The 18214-nt window shown below is 71.6% G+C and carries 17 protein-coding genes; 4 read left to right on the plus strand and 13 right to left on the minus strand.

Annotated elements, in window-relative coordinates:
• Window positions 1-20 precede the first annotated feature (20 nt).
• From PV721_RS08385 to ureA, 6 genes are all read right to left on the minus strand, one after another.
• Complete coding sequence (locus PV721_RS08385; RefSeq protein ID WP_319722197.1) at window positions 21-1367, minus strand: hypothetical protein; 1347 nt, start codon at window positions 1365-1367, stop codon at window positions 21-23.
• A gap of 59 nt (window positions 1368-1426) precedes the next feature.
• On the minus strand, window positions 1427-3055 hold the full coding sequence (cimA, locus tag PV721_RS08390) for a citramalate synthase (protein ID WP_319722198.1): 1629 nt from the start codon (window positions 3053-3055) through the stop codon (window positions 1427-1429).
• A 369-nt stretch (window positions 3056-3424) separates the two neighbouring features.
• Entirely contained in the window at window positions 3425-4045 is a 621-nt protein-coding gene (locus tag PV721_RS08395) for a TetR/AcrR family transcriptional regulator (RefSeq protein ID WP_319722199.1), read from the minus strand.
• Window positions 4046-4073: 28 nt separating this feature from the next.
• Entirely contained in the window at window positions 4074-5120 is a 1047-nt protein-coding gene (locus tag PV721_RS08400; protein ID WP_319722200.1) for an agmatine deiminase family protein, read from the minus strand.
• Window positions 5121-5154: 34 nt separating this feature from the next.
• Entirely contained in the window at window positions 5155-6837 is a 1683-nt protein-coding gene (locus PV721_RS08405) for an urease subunit alpha (protein WP_319722216.1), read from the minus strand.
• Window positions 6838-6884: 47 nt separating this feature from the next.
• The gene (gene ureA / locus PV721_RS08410; RefSeq protein ID WP_319722201.1) at window positions 6885-7595 is read right to left on the minus strand and encodes an urease subunit gamma; all 711 of its coding nucleotides are present in this window, start codon (window positions 7593-7595) and stop codon (window positions 6885-6887) included.
• A gap of 155 nt (window positions 7596-7750) precedes the next feature.
• On the opposite strand from ureA, the gene PV721_RS08415 reads away from it, so the two are divergent.
• Entirely contained in the window at window positions 7751-9184 is a 1434-nt protein-coding gene (locus PV721_RS08415; RefSeq protein WP_319722202.1) for a cytosine permease, read from the plus strand.
• A gap of 247 nt (window positions 9185-9431) precedes the next feature.
• On the plus strand, window positions 9432-9584 hold the full coding sequence (locus tag PV721_RS08420) for a hypothetical protein (protein WP_319722203.1): 153 nt from the start codon (window positions 9432-9434) through the stop codon (window positions 9582-9584).
• Window positions 9585-9673: 89 nt separating this feature from the next.
• On the opposite strand, the gene PV721_RS08425 is transcribed toward PV721_RS08420, so the two are convergent.
• From PV721_RS08425 to PV721_RS08435, 3 genes are all read right to left on the minus strand, one after another.
• Window positions 9674-10759, minus strand: a complete 1086-nt coding sequence (locus PV721_RS08425; RefSeq protein ID WP_319722204.1) for a branched-chain amino acid aminotransferase — start codon at window positions 10757-10759, stop codon at window positions 9674-9676.
• Window positions 10760-10990: 231 nt separating this feature from the next.
• Window positions 10991-12031, minus strand: coding sequence for a 3-isopropylmalate dehydrogenase (locus PV721_RS08430; protein WP_319722205.1), 1041 nt, complete (start codon window positions 12029-12031; stop codon window positions 10991-10993).
• Between the two features lie 79 nt (window positions 12032-12110).
• Complete coding sequence (locus PV721_RS08435) at window positions 12111-12239, minus strand: hypothetical protein (protein ID WP_319722206.1); 129 nt, start codon at window positions 12237-12239, stop codon at window positions 12111-12113.
• A 716-nt stretch (window positions 12240-12955) separates the two neighbouring features.
• Between PV721_RS08435 and PV721_RS08440 the strand changes: the two genes are divergently transcribed.
• Window positions 12956-14986, plus strand: a complete 2031-nt coding sequence (locus PV721_RS08440; RefSeq protein WP_319722207.1) for a phosphocholine-specific phospholipase C — start codon at window positions 12956-12958, stop codon at window positions 14984-14986.
• 22 nt (window positions 14987-15008) lie between these two features.
• On the opposite strand, the gene PV721_RS08445 is transcribed toward PV721_RS08440, so the two are convergent.
• Both PV721_RS08445 and PV721_RS08450 read right to left on the minus strand, forming a co-directional pair.
• Window positions 15009-15542, minus strand: coding sequence for a GNAT family N-acetyltransferase (locus tag PV721_RS08445; RefSeq protein ID WP_319722208.1), 534 nt, complete (start codon window positions 15540-15542; stop codon window positions 15009-15011).
• Between the two features lie 5 nt (window positions 15543-15547).
• A complete protein-coding gene (locus tag PV721_RS08450) occupies window positions 15548-16066 on the minus strand; it encodes an SMI1/KNR4 family protein (protein ID WP_319722209.1) in 519 nt (172 codons plus the stop codon).
• Between the two features lie 110 nt (window positions 16067-16176).
• Here PV721_RS08450 and PV721_RS08455 point away from each other — a divergent pair, with 110 nt between their 5' ends.
• Window positions 16177-16878: a nitroreductase family protein gene (locus PV721_RS08455; RefSeq protein WP_319722210.1), complete on the plus strand. Its 702-nt coding sequence runs from the start codon at window positions 16177-16179 to the stop codon at window positions 16876-16878.
• Here the strand turns inward: PV721_RS08455 and PV721_RS08460 are convergent.
• Window positions 16862-17080, minus strand: coding sequence for a hypothetical protein (locus PV721_RS08460; RefSeq protein ID WP_319722211.1), 219 nt, complete (start codon window positions 17078-17080; stop codon window positions 16862-16864). The genes PV721_RS08455 and PV721_RS08460 overlap by 17 nt on opposite strands.
• The gene (locus PV721_RS08465) at window positions 17077-17970 is read right to left on the minus strand and encodes a hypothetical protein (RefSeq protein ID WP_319722212.1); all 894 of its coding nucleotides are present in this window, start codon (window positions 17968-17970) and stop codon (window positions 17077-17079) included. The genes PV721_RS08460 and PV721_RS08465 overlap by 4 nt, the downstream gene beginning before the upstream one ends.
• Window positions 17971-18214 lie beyond the last annotated feature (244 nt).

An 18214-nucleotide genomic window follows, 5' to 3' on the forward strand; every position in this document is an offset into this window, starting at 1 on the left:
CCGGCGAACCCCGGGGGCGGCTAGAAGCCGCCCCCGCCGTCGAAGCCGCCGCCCCCGTCGAAGCCGCCACCGCCGCCGAAGTCCCCGCCGCCGAAGTCGGACGGGTTGAAGTCGGCCCCGGAGGCGTCCCCGCCGTCGAAGCCTCCGCCGAGGTCCGAGGCGTAGGCGGGGCTGGACATCATCGAACCGAGCATCGTGCCCACGAGCAGACCGGGCAGGATGCCGCCGCCGAAGTAACCGCCGGCCCAGGGACCGTACGCCGGGCCGGCGTCGTAGTACGGCCGCGGACCGCGCTCGGTATCGACCGTGCGGACCGCCGGGTCCAGGCCGTCGCGCAACCGCACGGCGTCCGCCGTGCAGACGGGCACGGTACGGGCCGCCCCGCCGGCCGGAGCCCACGTGGCGTCCTCGGTGCTCGGCCCGTGACGCGGGTCGAAGAAGCAGGGCGAGCGGCGCTCGGGCACCGGCTTCCCCTGCCGGCGCGCATCCAGGCGGGCCAGGGCGTACCGGCCGTCCTCCAGGGCCTGGGTGACGCCCTTGACCTCTTCCGGGTACCGCACCGAGCCCATGATCTGCTTGGCCTTGTCGTACGAGTCGAGCCCCTGCTCGAAGTCCTTGCGCATGGCGTCGTCGGCGCCGGGCTCGCCGGGGTGGAAGTCGAGCCGGTCGAGCTCTTCGCCGAAGGCCGTGATGTCCTCGTCGACGACCACGCTGAGGCGCTCCAGAGCGGCGCGCCGGGCCTCTTCCTTCTGCTTCCGGTTGCGGCGCACCAGCGCGTACGCGCCACCGCCGCCGATGGCCGCCACCGCTCCGAGGGTGATCAGCCCGCCGACGGGGACACCGGGGTCACTGCCCGTGGTGCCCCAGGAGGCCGGGGCACTGCCCTTGGCCTGGCTCAGGGCCTGGTCGACGAAGTTGTCGAGCTGGGTCGCCGCGTCGGGCGTCCCCACCTTCACCGCGTCGGTGAGGTTGCGGACGGCGTTGGCCGGCATGACCGCCCGGTCGGCGCGTGCGCTGAAGCCGTCGCCGAGCCGGATCGCGTAGAGCCCGGTGATACCGGTCTCGGTCCTGACGGCGCCGAACACCTTGTCGGCAGGGAACTCGTCCGTCGCGGGCAGCACGGCGACGAACACCGGCTTCCCGGCGTCCTTGATCTTCTTCGCGAGCGCGTCGGCCTCGGCCTGCGGCAGCTGCGCCTGCATCCGGGGGTCCACGTAGACGGGCCCGTCCTTGAGGGCCTCCCCCACGGCGGCGACCCCGGTCGCCGCCGACGCCTGTGGGGCGACCACGAGCGCGGTCCCCGACAGGGCCAGCAGCAGACCGGCCAGCACTGATCCAAAACGTACGGATATAAGCCTGGTCCTCATACGGATGACGCTACCCGAACCGGACCTTTCCTGTGTGAGTAGGACATAAGGGCCTGCGACTATTCGGCCGGTTCGACGCCCGCGTGCAGGAGGCCGTACGTGAACGCGTCCTCCAGGGCCTGCCACGAAGCGGCGATCACGTTCGGGGCGACGCCGACCGTGGACCACTCGCGGACGCCGTCCGTCGTGGCGACCAGTACGCGGGTCGTGGACTCGGTGCCGTGCGTGCCCTCCAGGATGCGGACCTTGTAGTCGACCAGCTCGAACTTGGCCAGCTGCGGGTAGAACCGCTCCAGCGCCACCCGCAGCGCCCGGTCCAGCGCGTTGACCGGGCCGTTGCCCTCGGCCGTCGCGACGATCCGCTCGCCCTTCGCCCACAGCTTGACCGTGGCCTCGTTGGCGTGGGTGCCGTCCGGCCGGTCCTCGACGATCGCCCGCCAGGACTCGATGCGGAAGTACTTGCGGGCCCGGCCCTCGGCCTCGGCCCGCAGCAGCAGCTCGAAGGAGGCGTCGGCGGCCTCGTACGTGTAGCCCTTGAGCTCCCGCTCCTTGACCCGCTCCACGACCCGGGAGATCAGCGCGCGGTCCCCGCCGAGCTCGACGCCGAGCTCCTTGCCCTTGAGCTCGATGGAGGCGCGGCCGGCCATGTCGGAGACCAGCATCCGCATGGTGTTGCCGACCCGCTCGGGGTCGATGTGCTGGTAGAGGTCCGGGTCGACCTTGATGGCAGAGGCGTGCAGGCCCGCCTTGTGCGCGAAGGCGGAGACGCCGACGTAGGGCTGGTGCGTGGACGGGGTGAGGTTCACGACCTCGGCGATGGCGTGCGAGATGCGGGTCATCTCGGCGAGCGCACCCTCGGGGAGCACCTTGCGCCCGTACTTGATCTCCAGGGCGGCGACGACGGGGAAGAGGTTCGCGTTGCCGACGCGCTCGCCGTAGCCGTTGGCCGTGCACTGGACGTGCGTGGCGCCCGCGTCCACGGCGGCCAGGGTGTTGGCGACGGCGCAGCCGGTGTCGTCCTGGGCGTGGATGCCCAGACGGGCGCCGGTGTCGGCGAGGACGGTGGCGACGGTGGCCGTCACCTGGGCGGGCAGCATGCCGCCGTTGGTGTCGCAGAGGATGACGACGTCGGCGCCGGCTTCGTGGGCGGTGCGGACGACGGACTTCGCGTACTCGGCGTTGGCCCGGTAGCCGTCGAAGAAGTGCTCGCAGTCGACGAAGACGCGGCGGCCCTGGCCTACCAGGTGGGAGACGGTGTCGCGGACCATCTCCAGGTTCTCGTCCAGGGTGGTGCGCAGGGCGAGTTCGACGTGGCGGTCATGGGACTTGGCGACGAGCGTGATCACGGGGGCGCCGGACTCCAGCAGGGCCCGCACCTGCGGGTCCGTGGCGGCCGTGCCGCCCGCCCGCCGGGTCGCGCCGAAGGCGACCAGCTGGGCGTTCTTGAAGTCGATCTCGGCGCGTGCGCGGGAGAAGAACTCGGTGTCACGGGGGTTGGCGCCGGGCCAGCCGCCCTCGATGAAGCCCACTCCGAAGTCGTCCAGATGCCGGGCGATCGTCAGCTTGTCGGCGACCGTGAGGTTGATGCCCTCGCGCTGCGCGCCGTCGCGCAGGGTGGTGTCGAAGACGTGGAAGCTGTCGTCCAGGCCCCCTGAGCGCACAGTTGCCGCCTCTGGTGTCGTCGTCATGCTGATCTGACTCCTGTCGGATGAGTGGTTCCGGATGCCCGCCAAAGGGGCAGGCCGCCGTCACTGCCCCCATCATCGCGCGCGGTCCGGTCCCGGCTCGGATGGTCCGGGAAACGAAAAAACCTCTCGCGGGTAGCGAGAGGTCTGCGCGCGGGTCCGAGGCACGGTGGCCGCTTCCGCGAAGTTCTTCCGCGGTTCAGCGGCCACTGGGGACCGGCGCGCTGCTGGCGATAATCATGAGCTGAGCAGGCACGCAGGCAGTGTGCCACAAGGCTCACCGCGGATGGACGAGGATCTCAGCATGCGGGCACCTCGGTCGTCGCGCCCCCTCTGACCTGCCCGTGGCCTGGTGCCGCGCCGTCGCGGGGGCTACGGACGAAGGGACAGGGTGTCCGTCAGGAACTCGCGGACGTGGTCGAGGATCTCCTGCCGGTCCACGGTCGGCAGACCCACGGCCAGCTGGATGCTGAATCCGTCGAGCAGTGCCCTGATCCGGGTCGCCACGCGCTCGGCGTCCACCGGGCGGAACTCACCGCGCGAGATGCCCTCGGCGAGCAGGGCCACCAGGTCGCGGTGCCAGGCACCCTCGATGGCCGCCTGCCGCTCGCGCTCCTGGGGGCCGGCGCTCTGGGAGCGGTTCCAGACCTCCAGCCACAGCGTCCAGTGCGGGTCGCGGGCCTGCGTGGGCACGTACAGGTCGACGTACGCCCGCAGGCGCTCGGCGACCGGGCCGCGGCGGGAGAGCAGGGCCCGCCGCTCGCTGCCCAGCGCCGCCTCGCTCCACTCCAGGGTCTGCAGCAGGAGCTCGTCCTTGCTGCGGAAGTAGTACAGGAGGTGGCCGCTGCTCATGCCGACCTCGCGGCCCAGACCGGCCATGGTCAGGCCTTCCAGGCCGCGCTCGGCGATCGTGGCCATGGCGGCGACGAGTACGTCCTCGCGCGGGGGCGCGTTCTTGCGCGCCGTCCGTACCGGCACTCCACCCGCCACCATGGCCCACTCCTCGTCCGTTTCCCGAAGGTCAGACCTTCGGCTGCTGCTGGGTGATGCAGTGGATACCGCCACCCCCGGCGAAAATCGTACGTGCGTCAACGAGCGTCACGGTCCGCTCGGGGAACAGCCCGCGGAAGATCTCCGCCGCCTCCTCGTCGCGCGGGTCGTCGAAGGAGCACAGGACCACGCCCCCGTTGCACAGGTAGTGGTTGATGTAGGAGTAGTCCACCCACTCCCCGTCCTCCTCGAGCACGGTCGGCGCGGGGATCTCCACGACCTCCAGCTGCCGGCCCCGCGCGTCGGTGGAGGCGCGCAGGATGGCGGCGATGGTCTTGCAGCGCTCGTGGTCCGGGTGGGCCGGGTCGGGCTGGGTGTGCATCATGACGACGCCGGGGCGGGCGAAGGCGGCGACGATGTCGACGTGGCCCTGGGTTCCGTAGGTGCCGTAGTCGCCGGCCAGGCCGTACGGCAGCCAGATCGCCTTGGTGGTGCCGAGGTGGGCGTGGATCTCGGCCTCGACCTGCTGGCGGGTCCAGCCGGGGTTGCGGCCCTCGCCCAGCTGCACGGTGTCGGTGAGGAGCACGGTGCCCTCGCCGTCGACGTGGATGGCGCCGCCCTCGTTGACGAGCTCGGTGCTGTACGTCCGGGTGCCGGCCACGTCCGAGACGTGCCGGGCGATCTTCGAGTCGTGGTCCCAGCGGGCCCACTCCTGGGCGCCCCAGCCGTTGAAGGTCCAGTCGACGGCCGCGATCTCGCCGGCGTCGTTGGTGACGAAGGTCGGGCCGATGTCGCGCATCCAGGCGTCGTCGAGCTCCTGCTCGACCAGCTGTACGTCGTCGCCGACGATCGCGCGGGCGCTCTCGGCGTCGCCGGGCGAGACGACCAGGGTCACGGGCTCGTACGAACGGACCGCGCGGGCGACGGCGCCCCAGGCCTCGCGGGCCTCGGCGAGCTCCTGCTCGTTGGTGAAGGTGGGGTTGGGGCTGGGCCAGGCCATCCAGGTGCGCTCGTGGGGGGTCCACTCGGCGGGCATCCGAAAGCCGTCGTTCACGGGCTTGGCGGGCTGTGCAGTCATGGCAGGGGTCCTAACGGGCTTACAGACTGTGCACTTACAAGAAGTACAGGCGGTTGAGGGAGACCGACTCGGCGGCTTCGGAGCGCAGCGGTTCCCCGTCGAGGGAGACGAGTCCGCTGCGCGCGTCCACATCGACCGCGCCCACCCGGGAGTTGAGGAGCAGGTCCTTGGGGCCGATGCCGCGGGTGCCGCGGACGGCGACCCGGCGCCGGCGGGTCGGCATCTCGTCGGAGCCGAGCGCGGCGGCCGCGGCGGAGACGAACGCGACGGAGATGTCGGCCGCAGTGGCCCCGTACGAGCCGAACTGCGGGCCGAGCACCAGCGGTTCGCAGGTGTCGGTGGCGGCGTTGGGGTCGCCGGTGACCCCGTACGCGGGGAAGCCGGACTTGAGGACGAGCTGGGGTTTGGCGCCGAAGAACTGGGGGCGCCACAGCACGATGTCGGCGAGCTTGCCGACCTCGATGGAGCCGATCTCGTGGGCCAGACCGTGGGCGATGGCCGGGTTGATGGTCAGCTTGGCCATGTAGCGCAGCACGCGGGCGTTGTCGTCGCCCTCGCCGTCCCCGGCGAGCGGGCCCAGCTCGCCCTTCATCTTGGCGGCCATCGCGAAGGTCCGGCGGATGGTCTCCCCCGCCCGGCCCATGCCCTGCGCGTCGGAGGAGGTGATGCCGATCGCCCCCAGGTCGTGCAGCACGTCCTCCGCGCCCATCGTCCCGGCGCGGATCCGGTCACGGGCCATCGCCGCGTCACCGGGCAGGTCCGGCTTGAGGTCGTGGACGGAGACGATCATCCCGTAGTGCTCCGCCACCGCGTCCCGCCCGAAGGGCAGGGTCGGGTTGGTGGAGGAGCCGATGACGTTCGCCACGCCCGCCATCTTCAGCACGTTGGGCACGTGCCCGCCGCCGCAGCCCTCGATGTGGAAGGCGTGGATGGTCCGGCCGTCCAGCACGCGCAGGGTGTCCTCGACCGAAAGGCACTCGTTGAGACCGTCCGAGTGCAGGGCGACCTGCACGTCGTGCTCCTCGGCCACCCGCAGCGCGGTGTCCAGCGCACGCGTGTGCGCACCCATGTCCTCGTGGACCTTGAAACCGGACGCGCCGCCCTCGGCCAGGGCCTCCACCAGCGGAGCCGCGTCCGAGGAAGAACCCCGGGCCAGGAAACCGATGTTGACGGGCCAGGCGTCGAAGGCGTTGAAGGCGTGCTTCAGCGCCCACGGGGAGTTGACGCCGACACCCCAGACCGGGCCGAACTCCTGGCCGATGACCGTGGTGACGCCCGCGGCGAGGGAGGCCTCCATGATCCGCGGGGAGAGCAGGTGCACGTGGGTGTCCACGGCGCCGGCGGTGGCGATCAGACCCTCGCCTGAGACGATCGACGTGCCGGTGCCGACGACGACGTCCACGCCGTCGAGGGTGTCGGGGTTGCCGGCCCGGCCGATCGCGTGGATCCGGCCCTCACGGATACCGACGGACACCTTGCGGATGCCCAGAACGGCATCGATGACCAGCACGTTGCTGATCACGACGTCGCAGGTCTCGCGGACCGCGGCAGCCTTCAGGTGCAGACCGTCACGCGCGGTCTTCCCGAAACCGGCCAGGAACTCGTCACCGGGCTTCTGCGCATCCGACTCCACCCGGACGGTCAGCCCGGAGTCGCCGAGCCGGACCCGGTCCCCGGCGCGGGGGCCGAAAACGGAGGCGTACTCGTGGGGGTCGATGTGCCGGCTGCCCGGCGCACAGTGGTCGCTGTGGGGGGTCTGACGGCTCACGCCCGTGCTCCTTCGCTACCGGTTTCCGCTACTCCGAGGTAGCCGCAGGCCGCCGCGCGCCGCAGGGCCTCGTCCTTGGCGCCGGGGGCGTCGAGCGGGCCGTCGACCAGTCCCGCGAAGCCGATCGCGATGCGGTCGCCGCCGATGGGGACGAGGCCCACCTCGCCCTCGCCGTGCGGGTCGAACCGTACGGACGAGCCCGCCGGCACGCACAGGCGCATCCCGTAGGCCGCGGCGCGGTCGAAGTCGAGACGCGGGTTGGCCTCGAAGAAGTGGAAGTGGGAGGTGACGCTCACCGGCACGGCGGCGGTGTTGCGCACGCGCAGGTGCACCACCGGCTCCGGCTGGGGGACGCCGGGGCCGGGGACGACCGCGCCCGGGGCGTCGTCGCCGAGCGGCTGCGCTCCCCGGATGGGCGACGAGACCACCGCGAGGCGGGATCCGTCGTCGAAGACGGCCTCCACGTGCACCTCGGTGACCACGTCGGCGACGCCCGGCAGGACGTCGCCGGGGCCCAGCACACTGCGGGCCTCCTCGATCGCCTCCGCGAGCCGCTTGCCGTCACGTGCGGCCTCGCAGACCGTGTCCGCGATCAGCGCGGTGGCCTCCGGGACGTTGAGTTTCAGGCCACGGGCCCGGCGGGCCCTGGCCAGTTCCGCTGCGCTGCGGAGCAGCAGCCGGTCGCGCTCCGTAGGGGTCAGCCGCACGCCGATCCACCACCTCTTGAGTCAATGGGTTAGAGCATCACTCTAACTCTTCATTACCTTGCAGGGAATCATTGACCTGAGACATGGGCTTGAGTCACATTGAGTGTCGCTCAAACACATGCGAACCACCCCCCGCCCTGCCAAGGGAGTCCCCCATGCCCATCGAACAGCGCGGAGTCGACACCATCCCGGAGGAGGAGCGGACGAGCGGTCCCCGTGACCTGATCTCGATCCTCCTCGGCTCCAACCTCTGCCTCGGTGTGATCGTCTTCGGCTGGCTGCCCCCGTCCTTCGGACTGGGCCTGTGGCCCTCGGTCACCGCCATCGTGACCGGCACGCTCGTCGGTATCGCCTTCACCGCGCCGCTGGCGCTCGTCTCCCTGCGCACCGCGACCAACCTCTCCACCTCCAGCGGCGCCCAGTTCGGTGTCCGCGGCCGGCTCGTCGGCTCGGTGGTGGGCCTGCTGCTCTCGCTCGGCTACACGGCGCTCACCCTGTGGATCGGCGGAGACGTGATGGTGGGCGCCCTCTCACGGCTCACCGGACTGCCCGACACCGGTGTCTCGCGGGCCGTGATGTACGGCGTGCTCGCCGCCTGTACCGTCGTCGGGGCCGTCTTCGGCTACCGGCTGCTGCTGCGCATGAGCAAGCTGCTCTCCCTCGGCATGGTGGTCCTTCTGGCCGTCGGCTTCCTCGCCTACGCCCCGGACTTCACCACCGCCGCCCCGCCGGAGACCCCGTACCTGCTCGGCTCCTTCTGGCCGACGTGGCTGCTGGCCGCCGTCGCCGCGGGGCTCAGCGGGCCCGTCGCCTTCATCACCCTGCTCGGCGACTACACCCGCTACATCTCCCCGCGCCGGCACGGCTCCCGCAAGGTCTTCCGGGCCACCGCCTTCGGCCTGCTGATCGGCCTGCTGATACCGCAGCTGTTCGGTACGTACACCGCGCTGGCCGCCAGGGCGGGGCTGGACTACGCCGGCCCGCTCGTCGAGACCGCGCCGTTCTGGTACCTGGTCCCGCTGCTGGTCGCCGCCGCGGCCGGTTCGGTGGGCAATGCCGGGCTGATGCTCTACTCCATGGGCCTGGACCTCGACGCGATCGTCCCCAGGGCCACCCGCACCACCGCCACCCTGGTCGCCGCGGCCGTCGCCACCGCCTTCGTCTTCTTCGGCTCCTTCGAGTGGGACGTGCAGTCCGCGATGACCTCCTTCGTCCTGCTGCTGACCGCGATCGGCACCCCGTGGGCCGTGATCACCCTCATCGGCTACGTGCGCTGCCGGGGCCGGTACGACGCCGACGCCCTCCAGGTCTTCAACCGCCGCTCGGTGGGCGGGATCTACTGGTACCGCGGCGGCTGGAACGTGGCCGCCACCGCCTCCTGGGCGATCGGCGCCGGGGTCGGCCTGCTCGCCGTGACCACTCCCTTCTACGAGGGCCCGCTGCTCGCCCTCACCGGCGGTGTGGACTGCTCCTTCGTGCTCTCCGGCCTGGCCGGCGGTCTCGTCTACACGGCACTGACCGCCCGCACCACCCCGGCCTCCGTCGCCGCCGAGGAGCCGGAGCCCGCGACTGCGGCCGCGGCCGTCTGAGCGGGGCCCTTCGGACGGCCGTCCAGCGGTCGACGAACTCGTCCTCCTTGCCCTCGGAGACCTTCCGGTTACCGGAAAGCCCGGTAGTTGCTCGCCTCGGACATCGCACACCATCTCGGTACGGTCCCCCCTCCAGACTCCCCGGTGCGACCTCGGCGTTCAACCTTCGGGCCCGCGGCGGCGTCCACCGGTACAGCGGCGGCCGAAGAACAGGACACGGCCGCCACGAGCGACACGGGGAGCCGTCGTGGAAGAACTCGCATACGTGGCGGGCAAGATCGTCAAGGGGGTCGCGGGCCTGGCCTCCGTCTTCGGTGACACCGTGATGGCCCTCGGCGGCCCGGACGCGTCGAACCGGAAGCCGCGGCCGGACGAGGACGAGGCGGACGGGAAGCGCTGACACGCACCCCTCCCCCGCGCCACCGGAACGGCCGAAGGCCCCCCGCACCACCTGCGGGGGGCCTTCGGTCCGTACCGGGGCGCTGCGGACTAGCCGAGCGGGTGCATCCAGCCGTGGGTGTCGGGGCTGTGGCCGGTCTGGAGCTCCAGGAGCGCCTTGCGCAGCCGCATGGTGACCTCGCCGGGCTCGCCGTTGCCCTGGGTCCAGTCGGCGCGCTCGGACTTGACCGAGCCGACCGGGGTGATGACGGCGGCGGTGCCGCAGGCGAACACCTCGGTGAGGGTGCCGTTCGCGTTGTCGCGCTGCCAGTCCTCGGTGGTCAGGCGGCCCTCCTCGGCGGTGTAGCCGAGGTCGCGGGCGATGGTGAGGAGGGAGTCGCGGGTGATGCCGGGAAGCAGGGAACCGGTGAGCTCCGGGGTGACGATGCGGTCGCCGTACACGAAGTACAGGTTCATCCCGCCCATCTCCTCGATCCAGCGGTGCTCGACGGCGTCGAGCCAGACCACCTGGTCGCAGCCGTGCGAGGCCGCCTGGGCCTGCGCGACCAGCGAGGCCGCGTAGTTGCCGCCGGTCTTGGCCGCGCCGGTGCCGCCCTTGACCGCGCGGACGTAGTCCTCGGAGAGCCAGACGGAGACGGGCTTGACGCCACCGGGGAAGTACGCGCCGGCGGGCGAGGCGATGACGATGAAGAGGAACTCGTTGGCCGGGCGGACGCCGAGGCCGACCTCGGAGGCGAACATGAACGGCCGCAGGTACAGGGAGGCCTCGCCGGAGTCCGGCACCCAGGCGCGGTCCTGCTTGATGAGCGCGTCGCAGGCCTCGATGAACAGCTCGGCCGGCAGTTCCGGCATCGCCATGCGGCGGGCGGAGGCCTGGAAGCGGGCGGCGTTGGCCTCGGGGCGGAAGGTGGCCACGGTGCCGTCGGGCTGGCGGTAGGCCTTGAGACCCTCGAAGATCGTCTGCGCGTAGTGCAGGGTCATGTTCGCCGGGTCGATCGAGAGCGGCGCGTACGGGACCAGCTCGGCATCGTGCCAGCCGCGGCCCTCGGTCCACTTGATCGTCACCATGTGGTCGGTGAAGTGGCGGCCGAAGCCGGGGCTGGCCAGGATCGCCTCGCGCTCCGCATCGGACAGCGGGTTCGAGGAGGGCTTGAGCTCGATCGTGGGCGTCGTCATGAGTGCTTGTCCTTCACCGGTTGTGTATGGCGGACCGCGCTCACGGCGTACTAGGACGTCCGAGCTTCCCCGCATTCCGCGGCCTCGCGTTCGATTATCGCGCGCGAGGAGGCTACGGAGAAGCGGGGACTGCGGCCCAGGGGAGATGGTGGCACCCGGGGGCCGCACAGGAGAAGCCGCCAGGTCCCATTGTGACCCGGCGGCTTCCTTCCTGAAGGTGGAGCTGCCGGGTCAGCCGGCTACTCGAGCGGCGAGCGCGTCGCCGATCGCGTCGGTGGAGCGGAAGGTGCCGTCGCGCTCCGCCAGGTCGGCGGAGACCGCGTCCTCGATGCGGGCCGCCTGGGCCTCGTACCCGAGGTGGCGCAGCAGGAGGGCCACGGAGAGGATCGTCGCGGTCGGGTCGGCCTTCCCGGTGCCGGCGATGTCCGGGGCCGAGCCGTGGACGGGCTCGAACATGGACGGGAAGGCGCCGGTCGGGTTGATGTTCCCGGAGGCGGCGAGGCCGATTCCGCCGGTCACGGCGGCGGCCAGGTCGGTGAGGATGTCACCGAAGAGGTTGTCCGTGACGATGACGTCGAAGCGGTCGGGCTGGGTGACGAAGAAGATCGTCGCGGCGTCGACGTGCAGGTAGTCGGTGGTGACCTCGGGGTACTCCTGGCCGACCTTGTCGAAGATGTTCTTCCACAGGTGACCGGCGTACACGAGGACGTTGTTCTTGTGGACCAGCGTCAGCTTCTTGCGGGGGCGGGAGTTGGCCCGCTCGTACGCGTCGCGGACCACGCGCTCCACGCCGTACGCGGTGTTGAGGCTGACCTCGGTGGCCACCTCGGCCGGGGTGCCGGTGCGCAGGCTGCCGCCGTTGCCGGTGTACGGGCCCTCGGTGCCCTCGCGGACCACGACGAAGTCGATGTCCGGGCGACCGGCCAGCGGGGTGGCGGTGTTGGGGAACAGCTTCGACGGGCGCAGGTTGATGAAGTGGTCGAAGGCGAAGCGGAGCTTCAGCAGCAGGCCGCGCTCCAGCACGCCGGACGGGACCGACGGGTCGCCGATGGCGCCGAGGAGGATCGCGTCGTGGTGCTTGAGGGCTTCGAGTTCCGCGTCCGGGAGGGTCTCACCGGTGCGGTGCCAGCGCTGGGCGCCGAGATCGTATTGCTTGGTCTCCAGCTTCACATCCTGGGGCAGGACCGCGGTAAGGACCTTGAGTCCCTGAGCCACGACTTCCTGGCCGATGCCATCACCGGGGATCACTGCGAGATTGATGCTGGTCGACATGGCGAAACCGTACTCCCTGTCCCAACCCTCAGACATATTGCGTCCACCATGTGGACGCAATATGTCCGCCGGGAGTGGCTCAGTGGCCGGTCGACCCGCCGTTGTCACGGCGGTCCAGGGCGCGCTGGAGGGCGGCGGCGGCGTTCTTGCGGTCGGCGGCCGAGGCGGAGGAGTGGCGGACGCGACGGACGGCGGTGGTTGCGTTCATGGTGATCGACTCCTTGAGATCACGGCGTGGCGGGGCCACGGATGAGGGGTTCCTTCAAGGCGCCGGAAGAGGCGGGGAGCAGTGCGCCGCAGGGGTTGCCTGCCAGGGGCGCGCGCTCTCGACCGCCATTCGCCGGATCGGCGAGACGTTCGGCTCCTACAAAGCTAGGGCAGGTCCCGCTGTATGTCTCGGCAATTACTCGGACTTCCTACTATCTGAGACGGGCAACCCTCGGAAGGGCTCCCTTCGAGGGTCCGCTTCAGGCCTTCCCGGAGCAGGATTTCCCTGGTCAGAGCCCAGATTCCACGAATGTGGCCCCGCTCCGGTGGAGTGACGCATGCCACCCTCTCCGCCGGCCGCCGGGGAGCCGGACGGGTGACCCGTCACGACGCGCGGCCGCCGCATCCGTGCCGGGTATTGGTTCGCAATCACACCAATCTGCAGGACAGGCCGGAGGGACGGCGCGCCCCCGTCCCCGCAGTGGCCGGATCGGTACCGATACCACCGTTGTGCAGGGATTCGACCACCTCACGGACGCCTTGCGGCGCCTGCTGCGCGGCGCCGATCCGGACAGGAGGCCCGCGCGGCCGCCGGCTGATTCGGCCACCCGGAAGTTCACCGAACTCTTACTGCACGGATGTAGACCTTTGACGCGACCCCCGTCACTCTTGCCGTCAATGTGCCGGCGGGGCACTTGAGTTGGAGGCGAGGGGCCAGTGACACCGATCAGCCGCAGAGGGTTCGTGGGAATCGGCGCCGGGCTCATGGCGGGGGCCGCGCTGCCCGCGGCGCTGCCGGCGACGGCGGCCGCGGCCGCCGCGACCGGCACCATCACCGACGTGAAGCACGTGGTGATCCTCATGCAGGAGAACCGCAGCTTCGACCACTACTTCGGCAGGCTGAAGGGTGTCCGCGGGTTCGGCGACCGCGCCGCCGGCAACATCCCGGGCGGCTGGGGCATGTTCAACCAGCCCAACTGGGGCGGCCGCCAGTACCCCTGGAAGCTCAGCTCCACCCCGCCGGCCGGCGGCGTCGACGGCGAGACACTGGCCCAGTGCAACGGCGACCTCCCGCACAGCTGGACCTCGCAGCACGCGGCCTGGAACAAGGGCCGGATGGACAACTGGGTCACCGGCGTCGGCAACACCCGCACCCTGGGGTTCCTGGACCGGGAGGACATCCCCTTCCACTACGGCCTCGCCGACAACTACACGATCTGCGACGCCTACTTCTGCTCCACCCTCAGCGCGACCGGCCCCAACCGCACCTTCCTGTGGAGCGGAAAGATCGACGCCTCCAGCAAGGACGGCGGCGACGAGTCCGGGCTGACGTGGGAGACGTACGCGGAGGCCCTCCAGCGGGCCGGCATGAGCTGGAAGGTCTACCAGAACGCCCAGGACAACTACGGGGACAACGGGCTCGCCTACTTCAAGAAGTTCACGGACGCGGCCCCGGGCAACCCGCTGTGGGACCGGGGCATGGGCTCCGTCCCCAAGGTCACCGGCTCCACCCCGGACGACATCGCGGCCGCGATCCGCGCCGACGTCGTCGCGGGCACCCTCCCCCAGGTGTCCTGGGTCGTGGCCAGCGAGGCCTTCTCGGAGCACCCCTACGCCCCGCCCGGCGACGGCGCGCACTTCGTCGACCTGGTCTACCGCGCCCTGGCCGCGAACCCGGAGGTCTTCGACTCCACGGTCCTCTTCCTCAACTACGACGAGAACGACGGCTTCTTCGACCACGTGCCCCCGCCCGTCGCCCCGCCCGGCACCCCCGGCGAGTACCTGGACGGCGTCCCGATCGGGCTCGGCTTCCGCGTCCCGATGATCGTGATGTCCCCGTGGACCCGCGGCGGCTGGGTGAGCTCGGAGGTCTTCGACCACACCTCCGCCCTGCGGTTCATGGAGCGGTGGACGGCCGCGATCGGCACTCCGGCCACCTGTCCGAACATCAGCGCCTGGCGCCGGAAGGTGGTCGGCGACCTGACCGGCGTCTTCGACTTCGCGCACCCGGTCTACGGGGTCCCCGCCGGCCTCCCCTCCACCGCCGAGGTCATCGGCCAGTCGACCTGCGGCCCGCTGCCCAACCCGGCGCCGCAGGACAACGCCCTCCCGGCGCAGGAGCCGGGCAGCCGCCCGGCGCGGGCCCTGCCGTACCAGGTGAACGGCAACCTGGACCGCTTCGAGTTCGGGGCGGCCGGCAAGATCCTGGCGTGGTTCTCGATGACCAACCAGGGCGCGGAGGCGAAGCGGCCGGCGCACTTCTCGATCCACCCGCACCAGCACCGGGACACGGCGGCCTGGCAGTACACGGTCGACCCGGGCGCCACCGGCACCGACTACTTCAACATCGGCCTCGGCCACGGCTCGGGCAAGTACGACATCTCGATGTACGGGCCGAACCGCTTCCTGCGCCGCTTCATCGGCGACGCGTCCAAGGCGGGCAAGGACATCGAGGTGGGGGCCCGCTTCGCGGTCGAGCCGGGCACCGGCAGGACGGCGGTCTACTTCAGGATGACGAACTCCTCCGCCTCCCCCGTCACCTTCACGATCCGCTCGAACGCCTACCGCACGGACGGCCCCTGGACCTGCACCGTCCCGGCGAACTCCTCGCGCGAGGACTACTTCAACGCCGTGGCCTACAGCAACGGCTGGTACGACTTCACGATCCTGGCCGACTCCGACGGCACCTGGTCGCGCCGCTACACGGGCCACATCGAGTCGGGAGCGCCGAGCATCTCGGGCTCGTAGCCCCCGGTCGACGAGACGCTCGCTAGAGCACGTCCCCGTCCCGCCAGTCGAAGTCGAGCCGCCCGTCGGGGTCCAGCCGGATCCCGCCGGGCGGCACCCACACGTAGGTGGAGCCCTCCTCGTCGGGGAGGCGCACCGGCCCGTCCGGCGACAGCGCCCCGACCCGGCCCGGCCACACCGCCCAGCCGCGGCCGAGGTAGAGCCCGGCGCCGTCCTCCGACGCCGACAGCGCGCCCAGCACGTAGGCCCGCGCGACGATCCGTTCGAGCTCGGCCATGACCTGACCGCCGAGGCCCCGCCGCCGCGAGCCGGCCCGTACGGCGACGGCCTCGACGTACCCGGTCCGCAGGGCCCGCCCGCCGTGCACGACCCGGCGCTGCACCACGCTGCCGTGCGCGACGAGCGCGCCGCCCGCGTCCCGGACCAGCACGTGCATCCCGCCGAGGGCGTGCTCGAAGTCCTCCTCGGCGAAGTCCCCCTCGAAGGCCTCGTCGAGCAGGGCCCGCACCTCGCGGAGCTCGTCGTCGGTCAGCCCGGCGGTGTGGGAGACGCGCATGCCCGTCACCTCTCCAGCCAGTCGGTGTACCAGGTGCGGAAGTCCGGGCTCTCGGGCAGACAGGTTCCGAAGTCCTGGTCCAGATGCCAGACCTGGCCGGCCAGCGGCCCGTTGAGGATCAGCCTCGAATACATGCCGCATCCCTGCTCGGCCAGCATGAGCGTGCCGAGGGTCAGCCCCTCGCGCTCGTCGAACCTCCGGTTCACGTCGAACGGACGGGGTTCCCGGATCGGGCAGGGCGCGGCCGGCCGGCCCGGGCGGCGGTCGTCCTCCCACTCCCCGTCGACCGCCCAGTCGTCGTCGACGTCCTGGCGCGGGGTGACCAGCGGCATCAGCCCGTGTTCGGGGCCCGCGGGGCCGTCGCCGACCGTCGTGACGAACGTCCGGTACGCCTCGGGCAGCCGGATGCCGTGCTCCACCTCGAAGGCCCGGACCTCCGCCTCCGGGAGCGGCGCGGCCAGCTCGTACCGGAGGGCCTTCGTGCGCAGCCGCGCCCGTATGGCCGCGGCGTCCCAGTCACTCATCCCGCGACCGTACCAAGGACCGCATTGCGGACGCCGGACGCCGTCCACCGGCCGGAAATCGGCCGACGCGGCGCTGGCGGTCTGGACCATTGCCCCGGAAGACTCGCCCCATGTCGCCCGATACCCAGCAGTGGACCCCGATCCACGGCCAGCCGTACCGTCCCGCCCCCTACCGGCCCCAGCGGATGGCGAGCGGCGAATCGCTCGCGCGCGCCGCCGAGTTGCGGGCCCGCATGGACGAGCGGCGGACCGTACGCCACTTCTCCCCCGACCCGGTGCCCGAACAGGTCGTCCGGGACGCGATCGCGTGCGCGGCGACCGCGCCGTCCGGGGCGCACCAGCAGCCGTGGACCTTCGTCCTGGTCAAGGACCCGGCCGTACGGGAGCAGATCCGCGCCGCCGCCGAGCAGGAGGAGCTGCTCTCCTACGACGGCCGCCTCGGCGACGAGTGGCTCGCCGCCCTGCGCCCGCTCGGCACCGACGCCGTCAAGGCCCACCTCACCGATGCCCCGGCGCTGATCGTGGTCTTCCAGCAGCGCTATTGGCTCGGCCCGGACGGCACGAAGCGCAAGCACTACTACGTCGACGAGTCGGTCGGCATCGCGGTCGGCATGCTCCTGTCCGCCCTCCACCTGTCGGGCCTCGCCGCGCTGATCCACACCCCGAGCCCGATGCGCTTCCTGAGCCACGTCCTGAAGCGCCCGGAGAACGAGAAGGCCTTCGCGGTCATCCCGGTCGGCTACCCCTCGGCCGACTGCGAGGTCCCCGACCTGGCCCGCAAGTCCCTGGACCAGGTCATCGTGGAGGTGTGACGCCCTCCCCGGCGGGCGGCTCCGGGGACGGCCCAGGCTGCCCGCCGCCCAGCGCTTGCGCGAGCCGCATCCCGATCCGCACCCGGTCCTCGGGCGTGCCGGCCTCCATGGCGGCCCGCACCTGCCGCAGGATCAGCCAGTCCCGCACCACCTTGGCGACACCGAGCACGGCCGCCGTCACGATCACCGCGGTGAGCATCACGGCGTCCTCCGCGCCGAGGCGTCCGGGGCGTAGCAGGGCCCGCGCCGCAGGGTGACGAAGGCTCCGCCCATCGCGATCTCACCGGGGAACCACGGCTGGTCCCGCAGCCGCTCGGCGATCCGGCCCGGCCGCTGCGCCAGACCGCTCCGGCGCAGCCGCCGCTCGAGTTCGTCCCGTTCCACGGCGCAGCACCACTCGACGACCACGTCCCCGCCACCATGGGTGTACACGTTCGCCGATCCGTGGGCGGCCCCGGCCGCGCCCAGCAGCCGCGGGCGCCTCAGGAGCCTGCTGTTCAGCCAGTCCTGCGCCGCAACCGATCCGGGGTCGCCCCCTGCGTCAGCGCGCCCCCTCAGCTCCGCCGCCTCGGCAGGGTGCAGGCGGTGGCGGTTGCGCCGCCACAGTTGCGTCAGTCCGTCACCGTGCTCCGGAAGCAACGGGCGCCAGTCCGGGTCGGGGTGCAGCAGATGGACCGCGGCCCGGCCCCGCAGGTGGGTCAGCGCCCAGTTCCGGCCCGTCGGGACGATACGCAGCCCGGGCACCCCGCCGAGTCCGCCGTAGTGCTCGTCGATGCGCGGCAGGACCGTGGACAGGACACGGTCCGCCATGGCCGGGTGAAGTCCGAGGGCCAGCCCGGTCCGGGCCGGCCGGGCGGAGGTGAAGCCGAAGAGCGCCCCGTCGCGGCGCTCGTTTTCACGGAGCCCGTCGGCGAGCTCGGCCACCAGGAGCGACTCCAGAAGGCGCTGCGCCTCGTCCTCGGCGTCCGGGACCGGTTGGCGGTAGTCGATCAGCCCCGCTTCGGCCCAGCCGAGGCAGGTGCGGTGCGGCAGTCCGGTGGCTGCGCGGCAGACGGTCGCGGCACGGTGGTGGTTGTCTGTACGCCTGGACATACGTCTCCCCGGGCGCCGGTCCCGGTACGGGCGCGTAGAGGTTGCGTATCTCCCAGCGGTCTGTCCCACCCCGTACGGGAACTCGTCAGAGCCCTTGGCTCCCCCAGGTCACCGGGCCCGGGTAGCGGAGCTGGTCGCCGTACACGACAACTGCGGCCAGGCTAGCACCAGTTGCCCGGTGGGGAAATGGATACCGCCCCCGCACCGGACTTGGGGGTACCGGAGCGGGGGCGGGGTTCAGCGG

This window comes from Streptomyces sp. MB09-01, assembly GCF_033794505.1.
In the GTDB taxonomy this organism is placed as follows: Bacteria; Actinomycetota; Actinomycetes; order Streptomycetales; family Streptomycetaceae; genus Streptomyces.

Bases quoted from the DNA above. Each gene is read 5' to 3' on its own strand.
- PV721_RS08415 (WP_319722202.1), top strand. From the start codon at position 7,751: ATGCCCATCGAACAGCGCGGAGTCGACACCATCCCGGAGGAGGAGCGG.
- PV721_RS08430 (WP_319722205.1), bottom strand. From the start codon at position 12,031: ATGTCGACCAGCATCAATCTCGCAGTGATCCCCGGTGATGGCATCGGC.
- PV721_RS08465 (WP_319722212.1), bottom strand. From the start codon at position 17,970: ATGTCCAGGCGTACAGACAACCACCACCGTGCCGCGACCGTCTGCCGC.
- cimA (WP_319722198.1), bottom strand. From the start codon at position 3,055: ATGACGACGACACCAGAGGCGGCAACTGTGCGCTCAGGGGGCCTGGAC.
- PV721_RS08400 (WP_319722200.1), bottom strand. From the start codon at position 5,120: ATGACTGCACAGCCCGCCAAGCCCGTGAACGACGGCTTTCGGATGCCC.
- PV721_RS08445 (WP_319722208.1), bottom strand. From the start codon at position 15,542: ATGCGCGTCTCCCACACCGCCGGGCTGACCGACGACGAGCTCCGCGAG.
- PV721_RS08385 (WP_319722197.1), bottom strand. From the start codon at position 1,367: ATGAGGACCAGGCTTATATCCGTACGTTTTGGATCAGTGCTGGCCGGT.
- PV721_RS08425 (WP_319722204.1), bottom strand. From the start codon at position 10,759: ATGACGACGCCCACGATCGAGCTCAAGCCCTCCTCGAACCCGCTGTCC.
- PV721_RS08435 (WP_319722206.1), bottom strand. From the start codon at position 12,239: ATGAACGCAACCACCGCCGTCCGTCGCGTCCGCCACTCCTCCGCCTCG.
- PV721_RS08395 (WP_319722199.1), bottom strand. From the start codon at position 4,045: ATGGTGGCGGGTGGAGTGCCGGTACGGACGGCGCGCAAGAACGCGCCC.
- PV721_RS08455 (WP_319722210.1), top strand. From the start codon at position 16,177: ATGTCGCCCGATACCCAGCAGTGGACCCCGATCCACGGCCAGCCGTAC.
- PV721_RS08450 (WP_319722209.1), bottom strand. From the start codon at position 16,066: ATGAGTGACTGGGACGCCGCGGCCATACGGGCGCGGCTGCGCACGAAG.